Genomic DNA, 20901 nt, shown 5'->3' with positions numbered 1-20901 from the left:
AATGAGTGCGGAAGCCGGCCTGTAAGCCGGGTTCTGTCGAGGACAGCCATTCCTCTAGGCAGAAGATCGCTCTTCTGCTCAAGCAACCTACCCGAACCCAGCGCGGGCCACGCCTTGAGGGTTCCTATTTGGTCTTGCTCCAGGTGGGGTTTACCCTGCCACGGTGTGTTACCACCCGTGCGGTGCGCTCTTACCGCACCTTTTCACCCTTACCTGTGCCCGAAGGCCATCGGCGGTATATTTTCTGCGGCACTTTCCGTGGGCTTGCGCCCCCCAGGCGTTACCTGGCACCCTGCCCTTTGGAGCCCGGACTTTCCTCCCCCACTGCAAGCAGTGGCAGCGACTGTCCGGCCGACTTCCGCTGCGAAAGGATATAGACAAACCGTAAAAGGCTCAACCTTTGCCTGCATCCTGCTCCAGCATCCACTGATAGAGCTGTTTCTTCTTGACGCCCGTCATCTTGGCAACCAGCGCACAGGCCTGAGAAGGAGGCAAGTGTTCCTTCAGCTCCAGCAGCCACCGACAGGCCTCGGACCAGGCCGAACTGGCCGCTTCCCCCTGATATCCAGCCACCAGCAGCACAAACTCGCCTTTTTGCTGATTGGCATCCGCTTTTACTCTTTCCAGCAACTCCACTAGAGGGGCTTGCAGAAAGGTTTCAAAACGCTTGCTGATTTCACGGGCCAGGCAGGCTTCACGATCCGCGCCCAACACTTCTTTCAATGCTTCCAGGGAAGCCAGGAGCCGGTGGGGTGATTCATAAAAGACTAGAGTTCCCTGCTGTTGACGCAAAGCTTCCAGAACACTTGTTCGGGCCTGGGCTTTGGCCGGCAGAAAACCGCCAAAATAAAAACGATCCGTGGGCAGACCCGCAACACTCAGGGCAGCAGTCAGGGCACTGACACCGGGAACGGGAACCACTTCAAAACCAGCTGCTCTAACCTGGTTGACCAGCGTATAACCAGGATCGGAAATCAGCGGTGTGCCTGCATCCGAAACCAGAGCCAGATTTTCCCCTTGGCGCAGACGGGCCACCAGTTGTTCGCTGCGCGCTTCTTCATTGTGATCGTGCAGGGAGATCAACTGGTTTTTGATGCCCAGGTTGTGCAGGAGCTTTTGCGTATGCCGGGTATCCTCGGCGGCAATGACGCTCACCTCTTTGAGGATACGCTCGGCTCTGGCGGTGATATCTTCAAGATTACCAATCGGCGTTGCGACTACGTACAAACAGGCCTGTTTTTTGGTATGCTCAACAGAATTGGAATCCAGCTTTTTTTCTTGGATAGATGCAGATGTATTCCGGGTCATTTTTTACCTTTATTTCAAAATCCATGACCCTTAACCAAATAAAGGATCACTCAGGGTGTTAGAGAAAATATCAGCTTGCCGACTGCTGCCTCTATTACTGATCAGCCTCTTGATAACTGCTTGTGCAACGGGCCCCAGTACCCCCACTGAGGTAGGAAACACGACCCGAAGCCCCCACCCCAACCCTGAAGTTGAATCTCAGCTCATGCGTCTTGAAGCCGCTGAAATTCTAGCACAGGAAGGCGAGTACCAGCAGAGTCTGGACATGATTCAGAGCATCCGCCTCCAGCAGTTGCCCCAAGACTCCCTGTGGCGACTTCTGGTTTTAAGTGCCGAAACCAGCCTGGCTCTTGAAGAAGGCCGTCTGACCTTGCAGTATCTGCAAAGAGTCACTGACGCCCTGAATAGTCTGACGCGTCAGCAAGGCTACCAGTTGGCTGGCTATAAATCCCAGGCCTTCGAACTGACCGGTCATTATACCGCTGCCGTAAACCAAAGCTTCCGGCAAACCTTGCTGGCAGGCTCCAATGCAGAGCGCACCCGCGCCGAAGAACGCCTCTGGCGTTTGCTGAGCCAAGTGAGTGGCGAAGAACTGGAACTACTTAAAGCCAGCACTAGCCAACCCCTCCTCAAAGGCTGGGTAGCCCTGGCAGAAGTTCGCCAACAGACCAGTGAGGACTTTGCCGCCTTTAACTCACTGATCGCAGCTTGGCGCAGTCAATGGGCAGGCCACCCAGCACATCAGCAACCACCTGAAGATATCCAGCGACTAGCAGAGCTCAGTCAACACCAGGTTGAGCATCTGGGGATTTTTCTCCCCACTTCAGGTCCCCTGGCTGATGCGGCCAAGGCCATTCGCAATGCCCTGGTAGCCCGACATTTCCATAGCCTACATGAAGGCAAGCACCACCCTCGCCTTACTTTTTTTGACACCCAGGGAGAGAGCCTGGATGAACTCTATGAACGCGCCCAGGAAGCTGGTGTCGAGGTAGTTATTGGGCCCCTGGCCAAGTCCCGCGTTGATCTGTTGGCTCGTCGCTCCAGCCTGCCTCTTCCAACACTGGCACTTAACTACAGCAATCTGGAAACAACAGCTAATCAGCAACTCTTTCAGTTCGGACTTTCTGCTGAAAATGAAGCAGCCCAGGTTGCCCGAAAAGCCTGGCAAACCGGCTTTCGTCACGCCCTGGCATTAACGCCTGAAGGCAACTGGGGAACCCGGGTAGAAAGAGGCTTTGTGGAAGCCTGGAGAGAACTTGGCGGGGAAATCACCCACACCCGTCAGTTCGGAGACGACAAAAGCCTGGACTCGGCACTGCGTGAGCTTTTGGAAGTCAACTTAAGCCAAGAGCGCCACCAGCGCTTAACCCGCTTACTGGGTCAAAGACCCCACTTTGTTGCCCGTCCCCGTGAAGACAGTGATTTCCTGTTTCTTCATGCAGACACCTCGACAGCGCGTCAGGTCAAGCCAGCCCTCAGCTTCCTGATGGCCAGCGAACTACCGGTTATGGCGACCTCTTTTATTTATACCGGCAGTCCCAATCCAACCCAGGATGATGACATGAATGGCATCGCCTTCACCGATATCACCTGGTATCTCGATCCGGGCGCCCCATTACAGGAAGAAATCAGGTCAGCCTGGCCTGCCAGCATGAATCGCTATGGACGCCTCTACGCCATGGGAGTCGATGCCTACCTGCTGGCTCAACGCCTGGAATTACTCGAAGTTTTACCCAGCACCCGTCTTGAAGGTGCAACCGGACGGCTTAACCAAAGCGAGGGACGCATTCAGCGCGAACTCCTCTGGGCCCAGTTTATCAACGGCCGCCCGCAACCCTTGCCGGAAGGTGCCTTCGTACAAGAGCCTCTGGTTGATCAACTGATCGCCGATTAAAATGGTTACGCGGCCCCAGCATCTTCACCGTGGCAAGCAAGCAGAAATTACTGCCAAGAAAAGTTTGCTCGACCAGGGCTTACAACTGGTGGCCGAGAATTTTCACTGCCCACTGGGTGAAATAGATCTCATCCTCTGGGATGGAGACACGCTGGTATTTACCGAGGTTCGCTTTCGCAAAACCAATGCTTTTGGCGGTGCTGTGGCCAGTATTACTCCCGCCAAGCAACGACGGATTCAACGTACCGCCGAAGTTTTTCTGCAGCGGCTGAAAACTCAGCCTCCCTGCCGATTTGATGTCCTAGCCATGAGCGAGGATTCAGACGGACACATCCTGTGCCAAAACTGGATTAAAAATGCTTTCTAGAACAAGGTCTTAACTATGGATTTAAATGCCCGCATCACCCAGCACTTTCATGCCAGTATTGATACCAAGGCCGAAGCCAGCCAACTGCTGCCGCCCCAAATCGCCTTCGCCAGTCAAATGATGGTAGAAACACTTCTCAATGAAGGTAAAATTCTGGCCTGCGGCAATGGCGGTTCTGCTGGTGATTCCCAGCATTTTTCTTCCGAACTGCTTAACCGCTTTGAAAGAGAAAGGCCCAGTTTACCGGCTCTGGCACTGACAACCGACACCTCTACCCTGACTTCAATTGCCAATGACTACACCTACAACGAAGTCTTTTCCAAGCAGATTCGTGCTCTGGGACAGCCAGGTGACCTGCTGCTGGCTATCTCCACCAGTGGCAACTCAGGCAATGTTATTCAGGCCATTCAGGCCGCACATGAAAGAGAAATGCGGGTTGTTGCCCTGACGGGCAAGGAAGGAGGGAATATGGCTGCTCTTTTGACACCCGATGACTGTGAAATCCGGGTGCCCAGTCAGGTCACAGCCAGGATTCAGGAGGTTCACCTGCTGGTGATCCACTGCCTCTGTGACCTGATAGACGAGCAGCTATTTGGTGGCGTTTGACTACTTCACTACAGTCAGATGGGGAGCTGATCGCTTCGGCTCCTCAGAAGCTTCCTGACCTTCATCTTCAGTGACCGCTTCTTCACCGCTTGGACTTATCGCTTCGGCACCCGGCTCTTGACCAAACACCATACCGGCACCATCTTCACGCGCATAGATCGCTACCACCGCTTCCATGGGCACATAAATCTGACGTGGTACGCCGCCAAAGCGTGCACTGAAGCTGACTGCATCATTGGTCATCACGAGATCACGCGTCGCGGTATCCGAGATATTCAAGACCAACTGACCATCCTGAACCTGCTCACTGGGCACATCCACACCAGGCAGATCGGCCGCAATGATAATGTGAGGTGTCAACTGGTTATCCAGCAGCCATTCATAAAGACCACGTAACAAATAGGGTCGACTGGAAGTTGTCATATACACCTCTGCTTAACGCATTTCACGTTCAGCTTCAGAAAGACTGGCTAGAAAACCATCCCGGGAGAAGCATTTTTCCATGTAGTCCATCAAAGGCTGAACCTGTTTTTCGGGTAATTCTATGCCAAAGTGGGGCAGACGCCACAGAATCGGTAAAACACAGCAGTCAACCAGACTGAATTCATCACTCATGAAAAAAGGCAGGTCAACAAAAATAGGGGCTACACCTATAATACTTTCACGCAGTTCCTTGCGGGCTTTATCTGCTTTCTTGCTGCCTTCTTCATTAACCAGGGTATCCACCAAGGGACACCATTCACGCTCGATACGGTGAACCCAGAGACGGCTTTGCGCCCTGGCAACTGGATAAACAGGCAGAAGAGGCGGGTGAGGAAAACGCTCATCCAGGTATTCCATCATTACCTTGGATTCATACAAGACCAGATCCCTGTCCAAAAGAGTCGGCAGACTGTTGTAAGGATTCAAATCAGCCAATTCTTCCGGTTTGTTATTGGGGTTGATATCCAGCAAATCAACAGTTACACCCTTCTCCGCAAGAACTATACGTACACGATGACTGTAATGATCAGTGCCATCTGAGAAGTAAGTCATGGAAGAACGCTTGCTAACAACGCCCATTTATAATTCCTCGCTCTACAAGTAGCCCATTACTATAACGCTTCAGGGCCAGAAATAGCAAAAAGCGTACGGTTAACCGCACGCTTTTTGGCAAGTTTTAATTATTATTACACTCAAGCAAACCGCTTGGCTTAGTGCTTAACATCACGCCAGTATTCTTTCTTCAGCAGATACGCAAAGATAAAGAAGACGAAGATGAACAGCAGTACTTTGGGTGCCAGGCTATTGCTCTGATACTTGCTGGGTTCAGCCACATAGACCATGAAGTTGGTCAGGTCGTAGATGGCCTGATCATACTCTGCAGGTGACAGGCTACCTGTCTCAACCTGACGGAAGCAGTCACGTGGATTGGTTACCTTACCACGCAGAGGATCTTCAACACGAACCTCCAGGTGGTTAGGATCGCAAACCAGCTCGTATTCACCCTGCAGATCGGACAGCACGTGCGGCATCCCCACATCAGCAAACACGGTGTTGTTCACGCCCCAGGCCTTGGCATCATCCAGGTAGAAGCTGCGCAGGAAAGTATAGATATACTCAGGGCTTCTCAGACGCGCCATCAGACTCAGGTCGGGTGGTGCAGTACCAAACCAGGATTCACCATCTTCAGCCGTCATACCATTGATCATCAGATCATTGTAGGCCAGCTGAGGGCTCAGGATCAGGTTTTCCTCGATCACGTCCTGGGGAATCCCCAGGTCTTCCGCAGTGCGAGCAAAACGCTGATGCTCTGCCGTGTGACAGCCCATGCAGTAGTTTACGAACAGACGTGCACCCTTTTGCAGGGACTCGTAGTTATAGAGATCAGGCTCCATAGAGTCCAGGTGAACGTTAGCGCCCCCCGCTGCCATCGACAGGGTAGGCATGAGTGCAATCAAAAATGCTGCGAGTTGCTTTTTCATTAGCCGGTCACCCTTTCTGGAACTGGTTTACACTTCTCGATTCTGGTGTAGAAAGGCATCAGAAGGAAGTAGAGGAAGTAGATTGCTGTTGCGATCTGAGCAACGATGGTACGACCATCAGTAGCAGGCAATACACCCAGCACACCCAGAACAACAAAGCTGATGCAGAACAGAATCAGAGCAACCTTACTCATCCAGCCCTTGTAACGGATAGACTTCACAGGACTGCGATCCAGCCAGGGCAGGACAAAGAGGATAGCAATCGCTGCACCCATGGCCACAACACCCAGGAACTTGGCATCCAGACCGAAGAGCGAGAAGTTAATCGCACGCAGAATGGCGTAGAAAGGCGTGAAGTACCAAACAGGAGCAATGTGATCCGGTGTTTTCAGCGGATTCGCAGGCTCAAAGTTGGGTGCTTCGATAAAGTAACCGCCCATTTCTGGGAAGTAGAAAAGAACGATACAGAAAACAAACAGGAAGACCGCCACGCCCACAATGTCTTTGACAGTGTAGTAAGGGTGGAAAGGAATGCCGTCTTTGGGAATACCGTTCTCGTCCAGATTCTTCTTGATTTCCACACCATCAGGGTTGTTGGAACCCACTTCGTGCAGAGCAAGAATATGCAGGACAACCAGACCCAGAATAACGATGGGCAGGGCTACCACGTGCAGGGCGAAGAAGCGGTTCAGGGTAATACCGGAAATCAGGTAGTCACCACGGACCCACTCGGCCAGATCAGGACCAATAAAGGGAATGGCACCGAACAAGGAGATAATAACCTGGGCACCCCAATAGGACATTTGACCCCAAGGCAGCAGGTAACCCATGAAGGCTTCTGCCATCAGCGCCAGGTAGATGGTCATACCAAAAATCCAGATCAGCTCACGGGGTTTTTGGTAGGAGCCATACATCATGCCACGCAGCATATGCAGGTAGACCACCACGAAGAAGGCAGAAGCACCCGTGGTGTGCATATAGCGGATCAGCCAGCCCAGTTCCACATCACGCATGATGTATTCAACAGAACGGAAAGCACCTTCAGCAGAAGGGTTGAAGCTCATGGTCAGCCAGATACCGGTCAGGATCTGATTCACCAGGACCAACAGGGCAAGAGAACCAAAGAAATACCAGAAGTTGAAGTTTTTTGGCGCATAATACTTACTGAGATGATCTTCCCACATCTGGGTTGCGGGGAAGCGGTCATCAATCCACCGCATCAATCCCTTTTCAGCCTTTGCGCGATTCGGGTTACCCATCAGGCGTTCTCCTCATCGACACCAACAATTATTGTAGTTTCGTTTTCGTAGCTGTATGGAGGCACTTCCAAGTTGGTCGGTGCCGGCACACCACTATAAACCCGTCCAGCCAGGTCAAAGCGCGAACCGTGACAAGGACAGAAGAAACCACCCATCCAGTTTTCACCCAAATCGCTGGGAGCCACTTCCGGACGGTAGGTTGGCGAGCAGCCCAGGTGAGTACAAATACCGATTACGACCAGATACTTGGGATCTCTTGAGCGGTGCTCATTTTGTGCATAGGCTGGTTGCTGAAGTGCGCTACGACCTGTCGAGGTTGGATCGCTAACACGATCTTCTACCTGAGACAGATTAGCCAGCATTTCTTCCGTGCGGTGGACAATCCACACTGGCTTGCCACGCCACTCAACAGTCATCTGTTGACCTGGCTCCAGTTTGGAAATATCCGCAGTGGCCGGTGCGCCCGCAGCGCGAGCCCTTGCACTGGGTTTCCAGGAGGCAACGAAAGGTACTGCCACCCCGACTGCGCCAACCGCCCCGACGACGGATGTCGCACCCACGAGGAAGCGTCGCCGCCCCTTGTTCACGCCATCATTACTCATTGAAGGTTCTCCCCATCTACAAACAGTCTATCCAGGCAACGAAATGCAGCCTGAACCATTTCTAAATAGCTCTAATGTTAAAAAAAACAGCTGCGCAAAACAAGAAAGCCAACCTTATAAACAGTAGTGAATTAGTGGTAGGACTTAATGTCGCAGCAAAAAAAAACGCCTAACCAACAGTGGCCAGGCGTTTTTTGTGGTTGGCCAGAGCCAGCCCAGAAATTAACGCTTGGAGTACTGTGGACGCTTACGTGCTTTACGCAGACCCACTTTCTTACGCTCAACCATACGTGCATCACGGGTAACATAGCCCGCAGCGCGCAGATCTGAACGCAGGTTCTCATCGTAATCCATCAGCGCACGGGTAATCCCGTGACGAATTGCCCCAGCCTGACCACTGGCACCACCACCGCTAACAGTAATGTGCAGATCGAATTTTTCGACATTGTCGGTCAGTTCAAGTGGCTGCATAACTACCATGCGCGAGGTTTCGCGACCAAAGTAATCCTGCAGACTGGAACCATTGATTGAAATTTTACCGCTGCCAGGCTTCAGAAAAACGCGGGCAGTTGAAGTTTTACGACGGCCGGTGCCGTAGTTTTGGTTAGCAGACATGACGACCCTTCCGTTAGATGTTCAGAGATTGCGGTTGCTGGGCGGCATGAGGATGCTCCGCACCGGCATAGACCTTGAGTTTTGCCAGCATGGCACGACCCAAAGGACCCTTGGGCAGCATGCCCTTGACCGCACCCTGAATGACACGCTCAGGCGCATGGTCAATCAGCTTCTCGAAGGACATCTGCTTGATGCCGCCAGGGAAGCCTGAGTGACGGTAGTAAAGCTTGTTCTTAGCTTTCTTGCCGGTCACCTGTACCTTTTCGGCGTTGATGACAACCAGGTAATCGCCGGTGTCAACGTGGGGAGTGTATTCTGGCTTGTGCTTACCGCGCAGGCGACGAGCCAACTCGGTTGCCAGACGACCGAGGGTTTTGTCTGTGGCATCAACCACATACCAGTCGCGCTTTACGCTTTCCGGTTTTGCTGAAAATGTTTTCATTGAACTACTGCCTCAGTAGGATCTTCTCGACTTGATTACCGACTTACCAGCCGGCACCAGATCGCACTGATCATTACCTATTTTTATTGGGTTACACTCAATTGACTGAGCGTAACGGCGTCATCTGAACTTCTTCTGAAATTCAGGAGCGCGGATTCTAACCTATTCTTTCCCCAACTGACAAGCCGCCGAGTAACTGGGAATACTTTTAATCTCAGCGTGACTGCTAGGGTTTATGCTCCCGACCCAAATATTCATGCGACTGCATTTCCAGCAGTCGGCTCTTGGTTCGTTCTATCTCGAAACTCAGGTTGCCACCCGTGTAAAGATCATCAATGGAGACTTCGGCCGACACGATCACCTTGACGTTACGATCATAAAACTCGTCGATCAGATTAATAAAGCGGCGCGTTTGATCATCTTTTTCACGACCCAACTGAGGCACATTGGACAGAAGAACCGTGTGAAAAATCTTGGATAGCTCTATATAGTCGTATTGGCTACGCGGCCCGTCGCACAACTCATAGAAATCAAACCAGGCGACATTGTCATGACAACGTCTGGCAGTGATATTACGACCATTGATTTCAATAGGCTGATCCCTTTCACCTTCAACCATGACGACACTTTCAAAACTGCGGGTCAGACTGGCATCAGCCTGCTCATCCAGTGGCCAGTGATAAATCTCAGCCTGACTCAAGGCCCTCAGACGATAATCCACACCACTATCGACATTAACCACCAGGGTATACTTCTTCAGCAGGTCGATGGCTGGCAGGAAGCGCGCTCTCTGCAGGCCATCCTTGTAGAGCCCATCCGGTTCGATGTTGGAGGTCGTGACCAGAGTTACCCCTTCACTGAACAGCGCATCCATAAGATTACCCAGCAGCATGGCATCGGTAATATCCTTAACGAAGAATTCATCCAGACAAAGAACACGGAATTCACCAGCCAACTGACGGGCAATCAGTTTCAAGGGATCGGATTGGCCGTCAAACTTCTTCAGCTCGGCATGAACCCGCTGCATAAACCGGTGAAAGTGGGTCCGCAACTTTTCTTCAAAAGGCAGAGTGTCATAAAAGGTGTCCACCAGATAGGTCTTGCCTCGGCCCACACCCCCCCAGAAATAGAGACCGCGAACCGGCTCCTTCTTTTTGGAACCTAGCAAGCGGGACAGGAAACCTTCCTTGGCTGGCTGCTGGGCAACCAGCTCATCGTGCAATCGCTGCAGGTGTTCAACGGCCTGCCTCTGGGCCGGATCCGACTTAAAGTCATCCCGCTTCAGATCTTGCTCATAGCGCTCCATGGGAGTCATAGGAGGTCACCTTATTCTGTTTACTGACGGAAAATCCGGCGATTATACGCCACCCAACCGTCTTCTCCCAAATGTCCAGCGCCCTCTTCCTGCTTAAGTTGTAGATTAGTAAACCTTGACCAACCAACAGGCACGACCGATATAATGCAGGTTAAGACCAAGGTAACCAGCCTTGAGGAATATAAGGAGCACCCTGTGAACTTTGCCGACACCCAATGGGTTCTAATCATTACCGCTTTCATTCTAGGGGCAGGCTTGGGCGCACTGGCCTACCACCTGATGAATGCTAATGTTGCCAACAGCATTAAAATCCGCCATCAATTGACTGAACGCGAACTGGAAGTCAATCAGTTACGCGAAGGGGTCAATGATCACTTTTCACGCCTGGGTGACGGCCTTTCAGGCCTTAACAAGCAACTGCAGGAACTGGAAGACCAGGTTCGTCGTGAAGCGGGCCATTTGTGTGATGACGAAGGGGTCGTCAAACGCCTCACCAGCTCACGGGATAGCGAAGACCTGCAACCCGAGGAAGCCTTGCATGAAGCAGCGACCCAGCCAAGCCACCAACCTGTAGAACCACCTAGAGATTATGCGGCCGGCTCAGCCCGGGGCACCCTCTCCGAAGACTACGGCCTCAAGCCGGAAGTCTTTGAACCACCCCGCAGCTGATACTGCTATATACCTGGAAGCCCGGTTTATACCGGGTTATCCAGATCAACAAACACCTGCTCAACCCCTTCCTGCTCGGCAATCCATTCGCCCAAAGCTTTCACACCATAACGCTCGGTAGCGTGATGACCACAGGCGAAATAATCCACGCCTAACTCTCTGGCTTCGTGCAGGGTTTTCTCACTAACCTCACCACTGATGTAGGCATCCACACCCAGCTCAGCGGCACGATAAATGCCACCTTCGGCTGATCCAGTACACCAGGCCAGTGTTTGAATAGGCTTTTCGTGACCGGCCAGATGCAGGGGGGGACGCTTGAGTTTTTCTGTCACCAGCTCCGATAAGGCCTGAGCCGAAAGAGGTTCGGGCAAGCGGCCCGTCAAACCCAGAGGCCAGGAAGGGGAGTCCATGACGCCCGTTACCTCCAACCCCAAAACTTCTGCCAGTTTTTGGTTATTGCCCAGTTGCGGATGGGCATCCAGTGGCAGGTGATAGGCCACCAGATTGATATCGTTTTGCATCAGGGTTTTCACCCTTCGCCCTTTCATACCGGTTAGAGGCAAGGGCTCACCTTTCCAGAAGTAACCATGGTGAACCAGCAGGAGATCAGCTCCCCATTCGACAGCACGATCGACTAATGCCTGACTGGCAGTCACTCCGGTCATGACCCGCGTAATTTCGGATCGACCCTCAACTTGTAAACCATTGGGCGCATAATCCTTGAAATCTACCACTTTCAGCAGCTCATCCAGCAGCCTGATCAATTGATCGCGGTTTACGCTCATCATCACCTCTTGCAAATATATCCTGTAAAAATCCAGCTTTAAGATACAAGCTAGCCAGGCAAAATTATAGTAACCTTGGCAAGCTCATTCACTGGAGAATTCTTTGGCATGCGTTTTCTGAAGCCTTCACTTATCTGGCCCCTACTGACCGGACTGGTCCTTGGCTTGCTACTCCTGCAGCTCTTCCCGCAACTTACCGGTCAGGGTAGCTCCGACCCTCAGGCTGGCACCCAGGCTGAAGTCAAAGCGGGCGAGCCGCTGCTAGTTGCTCGCCAGCAGGGGCCGGTTTCCTATGCCGCCGCAGTGCGTCAAGCAGCTCCATCAGTGGTTAACATCTATACCACTAAAATCATTGAGCACCAGACTCACCCCCTGCTGGACGACCCCTTTTTCCGTCGCTTTTTTGGTCAGCAGGCACGCCCGCGGCAGGAGCGCATGCAATCCAGTCTGGGTTCGGGTGTTATCGTCAACAGCGAAGGCTACCTGCTGACCAATCACCATGTGGTGCGTGATGCCGATGAAATCCGCGTTGCCTTGCGTGATGGTCGCGAGGCCTTTGCCAAGATTATCGGCAGCGATGCTGAATCCGACCTGGCCGTCCTCAAAATCGAACTGGACAACCTGCCTGCTATCGGACTGGCCTCGTCTGATACTCTGGAAGTCGGTGACGTGGTTCTGGCCATTGGCAACCCTTTTGGAGTCGGGCAGACCGTTACCCAGGGGATTGTGAGTGCTCTGGGTCGTAACAGTCTGGGCATCAACATCTATGAAGATTTCATCCAGACGGATGCCGCCATTAACCCGGGCAACTCAGGTGGCGCTTTGATCAATCCCTATGGCCAGCTTCTGGGCATCAATACCGCCATTTTCAGTCGTTCCGGCGGCTCTCAGGGCATCGGCTTTGCCATCCCCTCCAATCTTGCCCGGGAAATCATGCTGGATCTGATTAACCACGGCTATGTCGTACGCGGTTGGCTGGGTGTGGATCTGCAGGATCTGACCCCGGGCTTGTCCGATTCTTTGCAACTGGGTAATGAGCAGGGGGTTATTGTCGCGGGCATCCTGCGTAATGGTCCGGCTCACCAGGCTGGCGTCCAGCCTGCAGACCTGCTGCAACGCATTAATGGCGAGCCCCTGGATTCGACTCGCCAGGCCCTCAACCGAATTGCTGAACTGGAACCCGGCTCTGAAGTGAGTCTGCAGCTGTTACGTGAGGGTGAGAGCCTACGCGTCCGCGCCGTTATCGAGCAGCGTCCGCCACAGAACCCAGGGCGCTAAGAAGCAGTATTCAGAGAAAAGCTGGGACACCAGCTGCTCCCCGGATGGGTAGCAGACTGGAGCTCTCTAGGCTTGGTAAAAAAAGCTGGCTTAACGCACTCGATAGCGAGCTGATTGAGCATGAGCCGTCAGGGCTTCACCATCAGCCAGCTCGCCAGCAATCTGCCCCAATTCACTGGCCCCTTCGGGCGAACAGAAAATCAGGGAAGAACGCTTCTGGAAGTCGTAAACACCCAGCGGTGAAGAGAAGCGTGCGGTGCCCGATGTCGGTAAGACGTGATTGGGGCCAGCACAGTAATCACCTACCGCTTCGGCAGTATAGCGCCCCATAAAGATGGCACCGGCATGGCGAATCCCGGGAAGCCAGGCATCAGGATCAGCCACCGACAATTCCAGGTGCTCGGGAGCAATACGGTTAATCAGCTCCAGCGCCTGTTTTTCATCCTCCACCTGGATTAAAGCCCCTCTTTCTTGCAGGGAAGTGCGAATAATCTCGGCCCGATCCATTTCTGGCAGCAGCTTGCGGATACTGGCTTCAACCGCTTGCAGGTGCTTCTCATCCCAACTGACCAGCAAGGATTGCGCATCCTCATCATGCTCGGCCTGGGAAAAGAGATCCATGGCAATCCAGTCGGGATCGGTTTGACCATCACTGACCACCAGGATTTCCGAAGGCCCGGCAATCATGTCGATACCCACCTTGCCAAAAACAGCCCGCTTGGCGGTAGCCACAAAAATGTTACCCGGCCCCACGATCTTATCGACTGCAGGAACGGTTTCCGTGCCGTAAGCCAGGGCAGCCACCGCCTGGGCACCACCCAGGGCAAACACCCGGGTAACGCCAGCCAGCCAAGCAGCTCCCAGAACCAGGGGGTTCAGTTCACCACCTGGAGCAGGCGCAACCATGATAATCTCTTCAACACCGGCCACCTTGGCCGGCAAGGCATTCATCAGCACGGATGAAGGATAGGCTGCCTTACCACCCGGTACGTAAACGCCAACACGATCCAAGGGTTTAACCTGCTGGCCCAGACGCGTTCCGTCCGCTTCAGTGTATTCCCAGGAACCCTGCTTCTGTTTTTCATGGTAAGCAGTGACCCGCTTGGCCGCCGCCTCCAAAGCCTGTCTACGTGCAGCAGGCAGGCTCTCGAAAGCTTCCCGCAACTGCTCCTGAGACACTTCCAGCTCTTCAAAATGGCTAGCCGGGTGGCGATCAAATTTCTGGGTCAGCTCGAGTACAGCAGCATCACCACCGCTACGCACTTGAGCAATAATCGAATCCACCGAGCTTTGTACTTCCTGGCTGGAAACCCCTTCCCAGGCCAGTAGTTGATCCAGCTCCCGATCAAAACCTTCAGCTTGCGCATTCAACTGACGCAGCTTGATTGCTTGAGACATCTTCAGGCCTCCTGCTTGGATTGAACAGCCGCCTGGAGACGCTCCAGCAACGGTTGGATTTGCCGGTATTTCATTTTCATGGAAGCCTGGTTGACCACCAGACGCGAGGAAATATCAGCAATGGCTTCGCAAGGCTCCAGACCATTGGCTCTCAGGGTATTACCGGTATCAACGATATCGACGATCTCATCCGCCAGCCCCATCAGGGGAGCCAGTTCCATACCGCCATAGAGCTTGATCAAATCGACCTGAATGCCCTGTTCGGCGTACCATTTCTTGGCAATGCCGACAAACTTGGTAGCCACTCGGCGACGCCCTTCCGGCACCTTGGCACCCTTGATACGGGCAGTCATCAGGCGGCAGGCAGCAATTTCCAGGTCCAGAGGCTCATACATGCCATCCTCGCCATGCTCCATGAGGACATCCTTGCCGGATACACCCAGATCAGCAGCACCCAGTTCGACATAGGTGGGAACATCCGTTGCCCGGATCACCAAGAGGCGGACTCCGGGCAGATTGGTATCAAAAACCAGTTTGCGGCTCTTCTTGATGTCTTCGGCAGGCTCGATGCCTGCTGCGGCCAGCAGGGGCAGGGTATCGTCCAGAATACGACCCTTGGAAAGAGCCAGGGTTAAACTTTGCGGCATGGTATCTCTCAAATCAGTTCTTCTAGTGGGCGACGCGCCGGATCTTGGCACCCAAAAGCATCAGCTTTTCTTCAATGCACTCATAACCCCGATCAATATGGTAAATGCGGTCCACCAGGGTTTCGCCTTCGGCTACCAGGGCTGCTATCACCAGGCTGGCCGAAGCTCGCAAATCAGTGGCCATCACCGGGGCACCGGTCAAACGCTCGCATCCCTTGATGATTGCCGTATTGCCTTCAACCTGAATATCGGCACCCATGCGATGCATTTCCTGGACGTGCATAAAGCGGTTTTCGAAGATGGTTTCTATCACTGTTCCCGTGCCCTCGGCCACGGCATTCATGGCCATGAATTGAGCCTGCATATCGGTTGGAAAACCAGGATAGGGTGAAGTTTTGATGCTGACAGCCTTGGGCCGTTGACCCTGCATGTCCAGCTCAATCCAATCAGGACCCGTGGTGACCTTGCCACCGGCTTCTTCCAGCTTGGCCAGAACAGCATCAAGAATATCGGGGCGCGTACGCTTAACTCTTACTCGTCCTCGGGTAGCAGCGGCAGCCACCAAAAAGCTACCTGCTTCAATACGGTCAGAAATAACGTCAAAATGACAACCCTGAAGCTTTTCCACCCCTTCGATAGTGATGGTATCAGTGCCCTGACCAGTAATCTTGGCCCCCATAGCATTGAGGAACTCAGCCAAATCAACAACTTCCGGCTCTCTGGCAGCATTTTCCAGTACCGTAGTGCCTTCAGCCAGGGTGGCGGCCATCATCAGGTTTTCAGTGCCCGTCACTGTCACGGTATCAAAGACAATACGTGCACCCTGAAGGCGACCCTTGAGCTCACCGCGGATATAGCCTTCCTCGACACGAATATCGGCGCCCATTTGACGCAAACCATTGATATGCAGATTGACAGGGCGGCTACCGATGGCGCAGCCACCGGGCAGAGAGACTTCTGCCTTGCCATAACAAGCCATCAGCGGCCCCAAAACCAGAATGGAGGCACGCATGGTTTTCACCAGCTCATAGGGGGCAACACAATTGTTCAAATGACCGGCATCCAGCTCAAGCGACATCTTTTCATCGACGACAGCCCGAACGCCCATACCACCGAGAAGCTCTATCATGGTGGTAATATCATGCAGATGAGGCAGATTGCCAATCGACACCGGGCCCTTGACCAGCAGACTGGCTGCCAGAATGGGAAGCGCCGAGTTTTTGGCACCGGAAATCCATACCTCACCATCAAGGGGTTTGCCCCCCTGAATAATCAGTTTATCCATGTCAGAACTTATCCTACCTGCAGATCTTTAACCTGGGCCCATTCATCCGGGGTATAGGTTTTCAGGGCAACGGCATGCACCTGATTGCTGGCAATTTCTTCGCTAAGTTCAGACATGACCAATTGTTGCTTTTTAACCGGCATTTTAATGTCAGCGAAGACTTCACTGATGGCAATCACCTGAAAATGCTGGCCGTCATCACCATTAACAATAAATTCACACTGGGGTAAACGGCTTTCGAGAAGCTCTTTCAGCTCTTGTGCTTGCATGGACTTTCCTCGTGGGTAGGCACCCGTCAGTGGATGCTGACAAAAGAATTTTGATCGGCATGATAACCGAAATCAGCGGTGGAGGCACACCTTCAATTCGTATCCGAATGCTATTCTTCCAGATCGAAAAATGCGTCCAAACCACTGAGAGAGATTAACCGCAGCAGTGCCTCTTCGGGCTGCTGGAGAAGCAGGTGTGCACGGGTCCGCCGCGCCTTGCGCAGCCAGCCCAGGAGAACCAGGAGTAAAGCGGCATTAGCTTTCGCTTTGCTCAACTCAAGACGATATTCCTCTCCAGTCTGGGGTTGAAAACCTTCCACCCACTCCTGGGCCTGATCAAAATCGACTTCCCCCGTCACTGACCAGGTCTGACTGGTTCGGGAAACCAGCTGCGCACTCACTCAGCCTCCCCTTCATCAATATCATCCAGGGCTTGATCCGGCGACCAGTTGGCAATTACCTGATCAAAATCCCGCTGCTGGTCGCGCATGGCCTGATCGAACTGACTATTGAAGGTCAACCCCAGATTAATGCCGTTAACGATCAGATTAATAATCTGCCACTGATCATCCTTGTTTCTCAAAGTGAATACCAGTGGATAGCGGGTACCATCCTCCGCCACCACCTCCAGTTCCACAGTATCCTGGTTCTCATGACGATCCGGAGTGGGCCGGTATACCAGATCAAATTCCTGGTAATCGAAATTCATCAAGCCCTGACCAAAGGTTTCCACCAGCGTCTTTTGAAACACCCTGGCAAAGTCAGAGCGCTGCTGAGGGCTGGCCGCGCGAAAGTAGCGCCCACCCATAACCCTTGCCGAGATATAGCGAAAATCGACATAGGGCTCCAAACTGGCAGCAAGCCGCTGATAAAAAGCTTCAGGATCGGTGGCGTAGGTGTCCCGATTGTTTTCAAAAACCTCGGTGACCTCGTCCAGGCCACGTGCAACCAACTGATAGGCAGGCGATTCTTCTTCAGCATGAAGATTGAAAGGCAGGAGTAGAAACAGCAGAAAAACAACAAGCAATCGGTACATGGTTAATCCTGAGTCGAGCGGGTTATAAATTGATTAATCAAATCTTCCAGAATCAGTGCCGACTGGGTATCCCTCAGGGTGTCGCCTGCAGCCAGAGTGGCTTCCTCGATCCCCGGTGTCAGACTGATGTAGTTATCACCCAGCAGACCAGCCGTCTGAATGGCGGCAGCGGTATCCTTGCTCAGTTTGCCCTGCAGGGATTCATCCAACTCCAGAAGCACGCGGGCTTCAAACCACTGCTGGTCCAGTTCGATACGGGCAACCCGACCCACGGTGACCCCGGCCAGAGTCACCTTGGATCTTTCCTTTAGCCCGCCGATATCCCCAAAATAGGCTTCAACCTGAAAGGTTTTGTTAGAGGTTTCCCAGGCCAGGCCACTGACTTTCAACGCCATAAATACCAGTGCCAGAACACCCAGGAGCATAAAGGCTCCCACGGCCACCTCCATCCTGCGCTGATTTTGCATGCCTCGACTCCTTGGTTAAAGATTACTGAACATCAAAGCGGTCAGAATAAAATCCAGACCCAGAACCGCCAGCGATGAATAGACTACCGTTTTGGTAGTGGCACGACTGATGCCTTCTGAAGTCGGCACCAGATCATATCCCTGAAACACGGCGATCCAGGTCACCACCCAGGCAAAGACCAGACTTTTGATAAAACCATTCAAGACGTCGGCCTGAAAATCCACAGAGGCTTGCATATTGCTCCAGAAGGCACCGGCATCCACACCCAGCCAGTCAACCCCCACCAGCCAGCCACCGCCAATACCGATCATGGTAAAAATAATCGATAACAGCGGCAGGGCAAAAAAACCGGCCAAAAGGCGCGGCGCGACAATTCGCTTCAAGGGGTCGACCCCGATCATCTCCATACTGGAAAGCTGCTCGGTGGCTTTCATCAAACCAATTTCAGCAGTGAGGGCCGAACCAGCCCGTCCGGCAAATAGAAGTGCCGCCACCACGGGGGCCAACTCACGGGTCAGACTCAAGGCTACCATCTGTCCCAATGCCTGCTCGGCACCAAAGTCCACCAGGATGGTGTAGCCTTGGAGCGCCAACACCATACCGATAAAAAGACCGGAAACCAGAATAATAATCAGCGACAGGACACCCACGGAATAAACCTGGCGCATCCAGAGTTGCACTGCCTTATAGGATCTGGGCCACCCGGCCAGGGATTGGAAAAGAAAAATTACAGAGCGACCCAGGGCCGCCAGCAAGTGAATAACCGGACGTCCCAGGCGAGCTAGCCAGTCAAGCATCGCCCCCTCCCAGAAGATCCTGTTCCAGACCTTTTGCCGGATAATGAAAGGGCACGGGACCATCGGGAAGACCAGCAACAAACTGGTGCACTTCGGCTTGTTCACTGGCTTCGAGTTGTTGGGGAGTGCCTTCGGCTATCACCTGCCCGCCCGAAAGGATGTAAGCATAATCAGCAATGGAAAGGGTTTCGGCAATATCGTGGGAAACGATCACGGAGGTCAGCCCCAAAGCCTGGTTCAAGCGTTTGATCAACTGCACCAAAACCCCCATGGAAATTGGGTCCTGACCGACAAAGGGCTCATCATACATTAGCAGCTCGGGATCGAGGGCTATCGCTCTGGCCAGAGCAACCCGACGGGTCATGCCGCCGGAAAGCTGGGCAGGCATCAGATCGCGGGCACCTCGCAGACCCACCGCTTCCAGTTTCAACAGAACCAGATCCCTCAACAGGGATTCAGGCAGATGGGTATGCTCACGCAAGGGGAAGGCAACGTTGTCATAAACGTTCATGTCAGTGAATAGAGCACCGGATTGAAACAGCATTCCCATTCTTCGCCTCAGGGCAAAGAGCTTTTTGCGATCCAGACGACTCACTTCCTGCCCAAAAACCCGCACACTACCTTGATCGGGTTGTAGCTGGCCGCCCAGCAATCGCAAGAGCGTGGTTTTCCCGGTGCCACTGGGGCCCAGCACGGCAGTAATCCGGCCAGGCTGCAAACGCAGATTGACGCCGGAAAAAATCACCTTGTCACCACGGGAAAAATGCAGGTTATCTACTACCGCCACGTCTTCGGACATAGGCCACTCAACTACGAACCCAGATTAAAAGAAGGTATAATCTAAAGATAACCTGGCGCTAATACAAGTCCGCCTTTATCCTGCGCCTCTCGATCCTTTTGTGGAGTTTTTAAGCCGACTTATGACAGCAACTGATTACCTGGCCAGTGCCCAGCGAACCCTGCAACTGGAAATGGAAGCCCTGGAGGAAGTGAGCCAGCATCTGAACACAGAATTCAGTAAAGCTTGCGAGCTGATTTTAAACTGCAACGGGCGTGTTATCGTGACCGGGATGGGCAAATCCGGCCATATCGGTAACAAGATCGCTGCTACCCTTGCCAGCACGGGCACCCCTTCCTTTTTCATGCATCCTGGTGAAGCCAGCCATGGCGACCTGGGCATGGTGACCCGTAACGATCTGGTGGTCGCCCTTTCTAATTCTGGCGAAACCCAGGAAGTCACTTCACTCCTGCCCCAATTAAAACGTCTGGCCATCCCGGTCATCAGTATCACGGGGGCGCCGGATTCAACTCTGGCCAAAGAAGCGGATCTACATCTGAATGCCAGCATCACGCGTGAGGCCTGCCCCCTGAACCTGGCCCCCACCTCCAGCACTACCGCGGCGCTGGTCTTGGGTGATGCTCTGGCCATTGCCCTGCTGGAAGCACGCGGCTTCGGGCCGGATGATTTCGCCCGCTCGCATCCGGGTGGCAGCCTGGGTCGCCGCCTGCTGTTGAGAGTAGCCGATATCATGCACAAGGGTGAGGCCATCCCCAGGGTTCAGGCCTCAGCCAGCCTCCGCGAGGCTTTGCTGGAAATGACCCGCAAGGGACTGGGTTTTACCTGTATCCTGGATGAACACCAAAAGCTTTTGGGCGTTTATACTGACGGCGACCTGAGACGCACCCTGGATCAGGAGGTGAACTTTCACGACCTCCAGGTGACCCAAGTCATGACCCGGGGTGGCAAAACTATCAGCCCCGAACTTCTGGCTGCAGAAGCTGTGCATCTGATGGAAGAAAACCAGATCAATGCTCTGCCGGTTACGGATACAAAACAACAGGTCGTTGGTGCTCTGAATATGCACGACCTTTTGAAAGCCGGTGTGATTTAAACCCG

General features: G+C 53.2%; 25 protein-coding genes and 1 other RNA gene. 6 read left to right on the top strand and 20 right to left on the bottom strand.

Going from position 1 to position 20901, the window contains the following annotated elements:
* Nucleotides 1-6: 6 nt before the first annotated feature.
* Together rnpB and rsmI are read right to left on the bottom strand one after the other, a co-directional pair.
* Nucleotides 7-359: RNase P RNA component class A (gene rnpB, locus DFK18_RS12220), an RNA gene on the bottom strand.
* 34 nt (nucleotides 360-393) lie between these two features.
* Complete coding sequence (gene rsmI / locus DFK18_RS12215; RefSeq protein WP_114418548.1) at nucleotides 394-1308, bottom strand: 16S rRNA (cytidine(1402)-2'-O)-methyltransferase; 915 nt, start codon at nucleotides 1306-1308, stop codon at nucleotides 394-396.
* A 205-nt stretch (nucleotides 1309-1513) separates the two neighbouring features.
* On the opposite strand from rsmI, the gene DFK18_RS12210 reads away from it, so the two are divergent.
* From DFK18_RS12210 to DFK18_RS12200, 3 genes are read left to right on the top strand one after another with little or no spacing between them, the layout of a single operon-like run.
* Nucleotides 1514-3202, top strand: a complete 1689-nt coding sequence (locus DFK18_RS12210) for a penicillin-binding protein activator (RefSeq protein ID WP_114418547.1) — start codon at nucleotides 1514-1516, stop codon at nucleotides 3200-3202.
* Between the two features lies 1 nt (nucleotide 3203).
* Nucleotides 3204-3569: a YraN family protein gene (locus DFK18_RS12205; protein WP_114418546.1), complete on the top strand. Its 366-nt coding sequence runs from the start codon at nucleotides 3204-3206 to the stop codon at nucleotides 3567-3569.
* A gap of 15 nt (nucleotides 3570-3584) precedes the next feature.
* Complete coding sequence (locus tag DFK18_RS12200; RefSeq protein ID WP_114418545.1) at nucleotides 3585-4175, top strand: phosphoheptose isomerase; 591 nt, start codon at nucleotides 3585-3587, stop codon at nucleotides 4173-4175.
* Here the strand turns inward: DFK18_RS12200 and DFK18_RS12195 are convergent, their stop codons facing one another.
* The 8 genes from DFK18_RS12195 to zapE form a co-directional block, all read right to left on the bottom strand.
* Nucleotides 4176-4598 (bottom strand): ClpXP protease specificity-enhancing factor, encoded by a 423-nt coding sequence (locus DFK18_RS12195; RefSeq protein WP_178006189.1) that lies wholly within the window; start codon nucleotides 4596-4598, stop codon nucleotides 4176-4178.
* A gap of 12 nt (nucleotides 4599-4610) precedes the next feature.
* A complete protein-coding gene (locus tag DFK18_RS12190; RefSeq protein ID WP_114418543.1) occupies nucleotides 4611-5237 on the bottom strand; it encodes a glutathione S-transferase N-terminal domain-containing protein in 627 nt (208 codons plus the stop codon).
* A gap of 131 nt (nucleotides 5238-5368) precedes the next feature.
* On the bottom strand, nucleotides 5369-6139 hold the full coding sequence (locus DFK18_RS12185; protein WP_114418542.1) for a cytochrome c1: 771 nt from the start codon (nucleotides 6137-6139) through the stop codon (nucleotides 5369-5371).
* Nucleotides 6139-7398, bottom strand: coding sequence for a cytochrome b (locus DFK18_RS12180; protein WP_114418541.1), 1260 nt, complete (start codon nucleotides 7396-7398; stop codon nucleotides 6139-6141). Before DFK18_RS12180 ends, DFK18_RS12185 begins: the two co-directional genes overlap by 1 nt.
* On the bottom strand, nucleotides 7398-8000 hold the full coding sequence (gene petA, locus DFK18_RS12175; RefSeq protein WP_114418540.1) for a ubiquinol-cytochrome c reductase iron-sulfur subunit: 603 nt from the start codon (nucleotides 7998-8000) through the stop codon (nucleotides 7398-7400). Before petA ends, DFK18_RS12180 begins: the two co-directional genes overlap by 1 nt.
* A gap of 222 nt (nucleotides 8001-8222) precedes the next feature.
* Entirely contained in the window at nucleotides 8223-8615 is a 393-nt protein-coding gene (gene rpsI, locus DFK18_RS12170) for a 30S ribosomal protein S9 (RefSeq protein WP_114418539.1), read from the bottom strand.
* 13 nt (nucleotides 8616-8628) lie between these two features.
* Nucleotides 8629-9057, bottom strand: a complete 429-nt coding sequence (gene rplM / locus DFK18_RS12165) for a 50S ribosomal protein L13 (RefSeq protein ID WP_114418538.1) — start codon at nucleotides 9055-9057, stop codon at nucleotides 8629-8631.
* 226 nt (nucleotides 9058-9283) lie between these two features.
* A complete protein-coding gene (gene zapE / locus DFK18_RS12160; protein ID WP_114418537.1) occupies nucleotides 9284-10372 on the bottom strand; it encodes a cell division protein ZapE in 1089 nt (362 codons plus the stop codon).
* 195 nt (nucleotides 10373-10567) lie between these two features.
* Between zapE and DFK18_RS12155 the strand changes: the two genes are divergently transcribed.
* Complete coding sequence (locus DFK18_RS12155) at nucleotides 10568-11041, top strand: Z-ring associated ZapG family protein (RefSeq protein WP_162299775.1); 474 nt, start codon at nucleotides 10568-10570, stop codon at nucleotides 11039-11041.
* 26 nt (nucleotides 11042-11067) lie between these two features.
* Here the strand turns inward: DFK18_RS12155 and DFK18_RS12150 are convergent, their stop codons facing one another.
* The gene (locus tag DFK18_RS12150) at nucleotides 11068-11826 is read right to left on the bottom strand and encodes a Nif3-like dinuclear metal center hexameric protein (protein ID WP_114418535.1); all 759 of its coding nucleotides are present in this window, start codon (nucleotides 11824-11826) and stop codon (nucleotides 11068-11070) included.
* Nucleotides 11827-11934: 108 nt separating this feature from the next.
* Here DFK18_RS12150 and DFK18_RS12145 point away from each other — a divergent pair, with 108 nt between their 5' ends.
* A complete protein-coding gene (locus DFK18_RS12145) occupies nucleotides 11935-13104 on the top strand; it encodes a trypsin-like peptidase domain-containing protein (protein WP_114418534.1) in 1170 nt (389 codons plus the stop codon).
* 90 nt (nucleotides 13105-13194) lie between these two features.
* Here DFK18_RS12145 and hisD read toward each other — a convergent pair whose 3' ends face one another.
* The 9 genes from hisD to DFK18_RS12100 form a co-directional block, all read right to left on the bottom strand.
* On the bottom strand, nucleotides 13195-14502 hold the full coding sequence (gene hisD / locus DFK18_RS12140; protein WP_114418533.1) for a histidinol dehydrogenase: 1308 nt from the start codon (nucleotides 14500-14502) through the stop codon (nucleotides 13195-13197).
* A 2-nt stretch (nucleotides 14503-14504) separates the two neighbouring features.
* A complete protein-coding gene (gene hisG, locus DFK18_RS12135) occupies nucleotides 14505-15149 on the bottom strand; it encodes an ATP phosphoribosyltransferase (RefSeq protein ID WP_114418532.1) in 645 nt (214 codons plus the stop codon).
* Between the two features lie 22 nt (nucleotides 15150-15171).
* Nucleotides 15172-16434: a UDP-N-acetylglucosamine 1-carboxyvinyltransferase gene (gene murA, locus DFK18_RS12130; protein ID WP_114418531.1), complete on the bottom strand. Its 1263-nt coding sequence runs from the start codon at nucleotides 16432-16434 to the stop codon at nucleotides 15172-15174.
* An 8-nt stretch (nucleotides 16435-16442) separates the two neighbouring features.
* A complete protein-coding gene (locus tag DFK18_RS12125; RefSeq protein ID WP_114418530.1) occupies nucleotides 16443-16703 on the bottom strand; it encodes a BolA family protein in 261 nt (86 codons plus the stop codon).
* Nucleotides 16704-16813: 110 nt separating this feature from the next.
* Complete coding sequence (locus DFK18_RS12120) at nucleotides 16814-17104, bottom strand: STAS domain-containing protein (RefSeq protein WP_114418529.1); 291 nt, start codon at nucleotides 17102-17104, stop codon at nucleotides 16814-16816.
* Entirely contained in the window at nucleotides 17101-17739 is a 639-nt protein-coding gene (locus tag DFK18_RS12115; RefSeq protein ID WP_114418528.1) for an MlaC/ttg2D family ABC transporter substrate-binding protein, read from the bottom strand. The genes DFK18_RS12120 and DFK18_RS12115 overlap by 4 nt, the downstream gene beginning before the upstream one ends.
* A gap of 2 nt (nucleotides 17740-17741) precedes the next feature.
* Complete coding sequence (gene mlaD, locus DFK18_RS12110; protein ID WP_114418527.1) at nucleotides 17742-18206, bottom strand: outer membrane lipid asymmetry maintenance protein MlaD; 465 nt, start codon at nucleotides 18204-18206, stop codon at nucleotides 17742-17744.
* 15 nt (nucleotides 18207-18221) lie between these two features.
* Nucleotides 18222-19004, bottom strand: coding sequence for a lipid asymmetry maintenance ABC transporter permease subunit MlaE (gene mlaE, locus DFK18_RS12105; RefSeq protein ID WP_114418526.1), 783 nt, complete (start codon nucleotides 19002-19004; stop codon nucleotides 18222-18224).
* Complete coding sequence (locus DFK18_RS12100) at nucleotides 18997-19803, bottom strand: ABC transporter ATP-binding protein (RefSeq protein WP_114418525.1); 807 nt, start codon at nucleotides 19801-19803, stop codon at nucleotides 18997-18999. Before DFK18_RS12100 ends, mlaE begins: the two co-directional genes overlap by 8 nt.
* Before the next feature lie 121 nt (nucleotides 19804-19924).
* Between DFK18_RS12100 and DFK18_RS12095 the strand changes: the two genes are divergently transcribed.
* The gene (locus DFK18_RS12095) at nucleotides 19925-20896 is read left to right on the top strand and encodes a KpsF/GutQ family sugar-phosphate isomerase (RefSeq protein WP_114418524.1); all 972 of its coding nucleotides are present in this window, start codon (nucleotides 19925-19927) and stop codon (nucleotides 20894-20896) included.
* Nucleotides 20897-20901: the final 5 nt, after the last annotated feature.

The organism is Marinospirillum perlucidum (assembly GCF_003336805.1).
Classification (GTDB): domain Bacteria; phylum Pseudomonadota; class Gammaproteobacteria; order Pseudomonadales; family Halomonadaceae; genus Marinospirillum; species Marinospirillum perlucidum.
This window is presented reverse-complemented; position numbering and strand designations above follow the sequence as displayed.

Excerpts from the sequence above, each read along its gene's own strand:
- murA (WP_114418531.1), bottom strand. The coding sequence starts at position 16,434 with ATGGATAAACTGATTATTCAGGGGGGCAAACCCCTTGATGGTGAGGTA.
- DFK18_RS12190 (WP_114418543.1), bottom strand. The coding sequence starts at position 5,237 with ATGGGCGTTGTTAGCAAGCGTTCTTCCATGACTTACTTCTCAGATGGC.
- mlaD (WP_114418527.1), bottom strand. The coding sequence starts at position 18,206 with ATGCAAAATCAGCGCAGGATGGAGGTGGCCGTGGGAGCCTTTATGCTC.
- DFK18_RS12210 (WP_114418547.1), top strand. The coding sequence starts at position 1,514 with ATGCGTCTTGAAGCCGCTGAAATTCTAGCACAGGAAGGCGAGTACCAG.
- rpsI (WP_114418539.1), bottom strand. The coding sequence starts at position 8,615 with ATGTCTGCTAACCAAAACTACGGCACCGGCCGTCGTAAAACTTCAACT.
- DFK18_RS12205 (WP_114418546.1), top strand. The coding sequence starts at position 3,204 with ATGGTTACGCGGCCCCAGCATCTTCACCGTGGCAAGCAAGCAGAAATT.
- DFK18_RS12200 (WP_114418545.1), top strand. The coding sequence starts at position 3,585 with ATGGATTTAAATGCCCGCATCACCCAGCACTTTCATGCCAGTATTGAT.
- DFK18_RS12150 (WP_114418535.1), bottom strand. The coding sequence starts at position 11,826 with ATGAGCGTAAACCGCGATCAATTGATCAGGCTGCTGGATGAGCTGCTG.
- DFK18_RS12115 (WP_114418528.1), bottom strand. The coding sequence starts at position 17,739 with ATGTACCGATTGCTTGTTGTTTTTCTGCTGTTTCTACTCCTGCCTTTC.
- DFK18_RS12095 (WP_114418524.1), top strand. The coding sequence starts at position 19,925 with ATGACAGCAACTGATTACCTGGCCAGTGCCCAGCGAACCCTGCAACTG.
- hisD (WP_114418533.1), bottom strand. The coding sequence starts at position 14,502 with ATGTCTCAAGCAATCAAGCTGCGTCAGTTGAATGCGCAAGCTGAAGGT.
- DFK18_RS12195 (WP_178006189.1), bottom strand. The coding sequence starts at position 4,598 with ATGACAACTTCCAGTCGACCCTATTTGTTACGTGGTCTTTATGAATGG.
- DFK18_RS12145 (WP_114418534.1), top strand. The coding sequence starts at position 11,935 with ATGCGTTTTCTGAAGCCTTCACTTATCTGGCCCCTACTGACCGGACTG.
- DFK18_RS12100 (WP_114418525.1), bottom strand. The coding sequence starts at position 19,803 with ATGTCCGAAGACGTGGCGGTAGTAGATAACCTGCATTTTTCCCGTGGT.
- zapE (WP_114418537.1), bottom strand. The coding sequence starts at position 10,372 with ATGACTCCCATGGAGCGCTATGAGCAAGATCTGAAGCGGGATGACTTT.
- rplM (WP_114418538.1), bottom strand. The coding sequence starts at position 9,057 with ATGAAAACATTTTCAGCAAAACCGGAAAGCGTAAAGCGCGACTGGTAT.
- petA (WP_114418540.1), bottom strand. The coding sequence starts at position 8,000 with ATGAGTAATGATGGCGTGAACAAGGGGCGGCGACGCTTCCTCGTGGGT.
- hisG (WP_114418532.1), bottom strand. The coding sequence starts at position 15,149 with ATGCCGCAAAGTTTAACCCTGGCTCTTTCCAAGGGTCGTATTCTGGAC.
- DFK18_RS12125 (WP_114418530.1), bottom strand. The coding sequence starts at position 16,703 with ATGCAAGCACAAGAGCTGAAAGAGCTTCTCGAAAGCCGTTTACCCCAG.
- mlaE (WP_114418526.1), bottom strand. The coding sequence starts at position 19,004 with ATGCTTGACTGGCTAGCTCGCCTGGGACGTCCGGTTATTCACTTGCTG.
- rsmI (WP_114418548.1), bottom strand. The coding sequence starts at position 1,308 with ATGACCCGGAATACATCTGCATCTATCCAAGAAAAAAAGCTGGATTCC.
- DFK18_RS12180 (WP_114418541.1), bottom strand. The coding sequence starts at position 7,398 with ATGGGTAACCCGAATCGCGCAAAGGCTGAAAAGGGATTGATGCGGTGG.
- DFK18_RS12185 (WP_114418542.1), bottom strand. The coding sequence starts at position 6,139 with ATGAAAAAGCAACTCGCAGCATTTTTGATTGCACTCATGCCTACCCTG.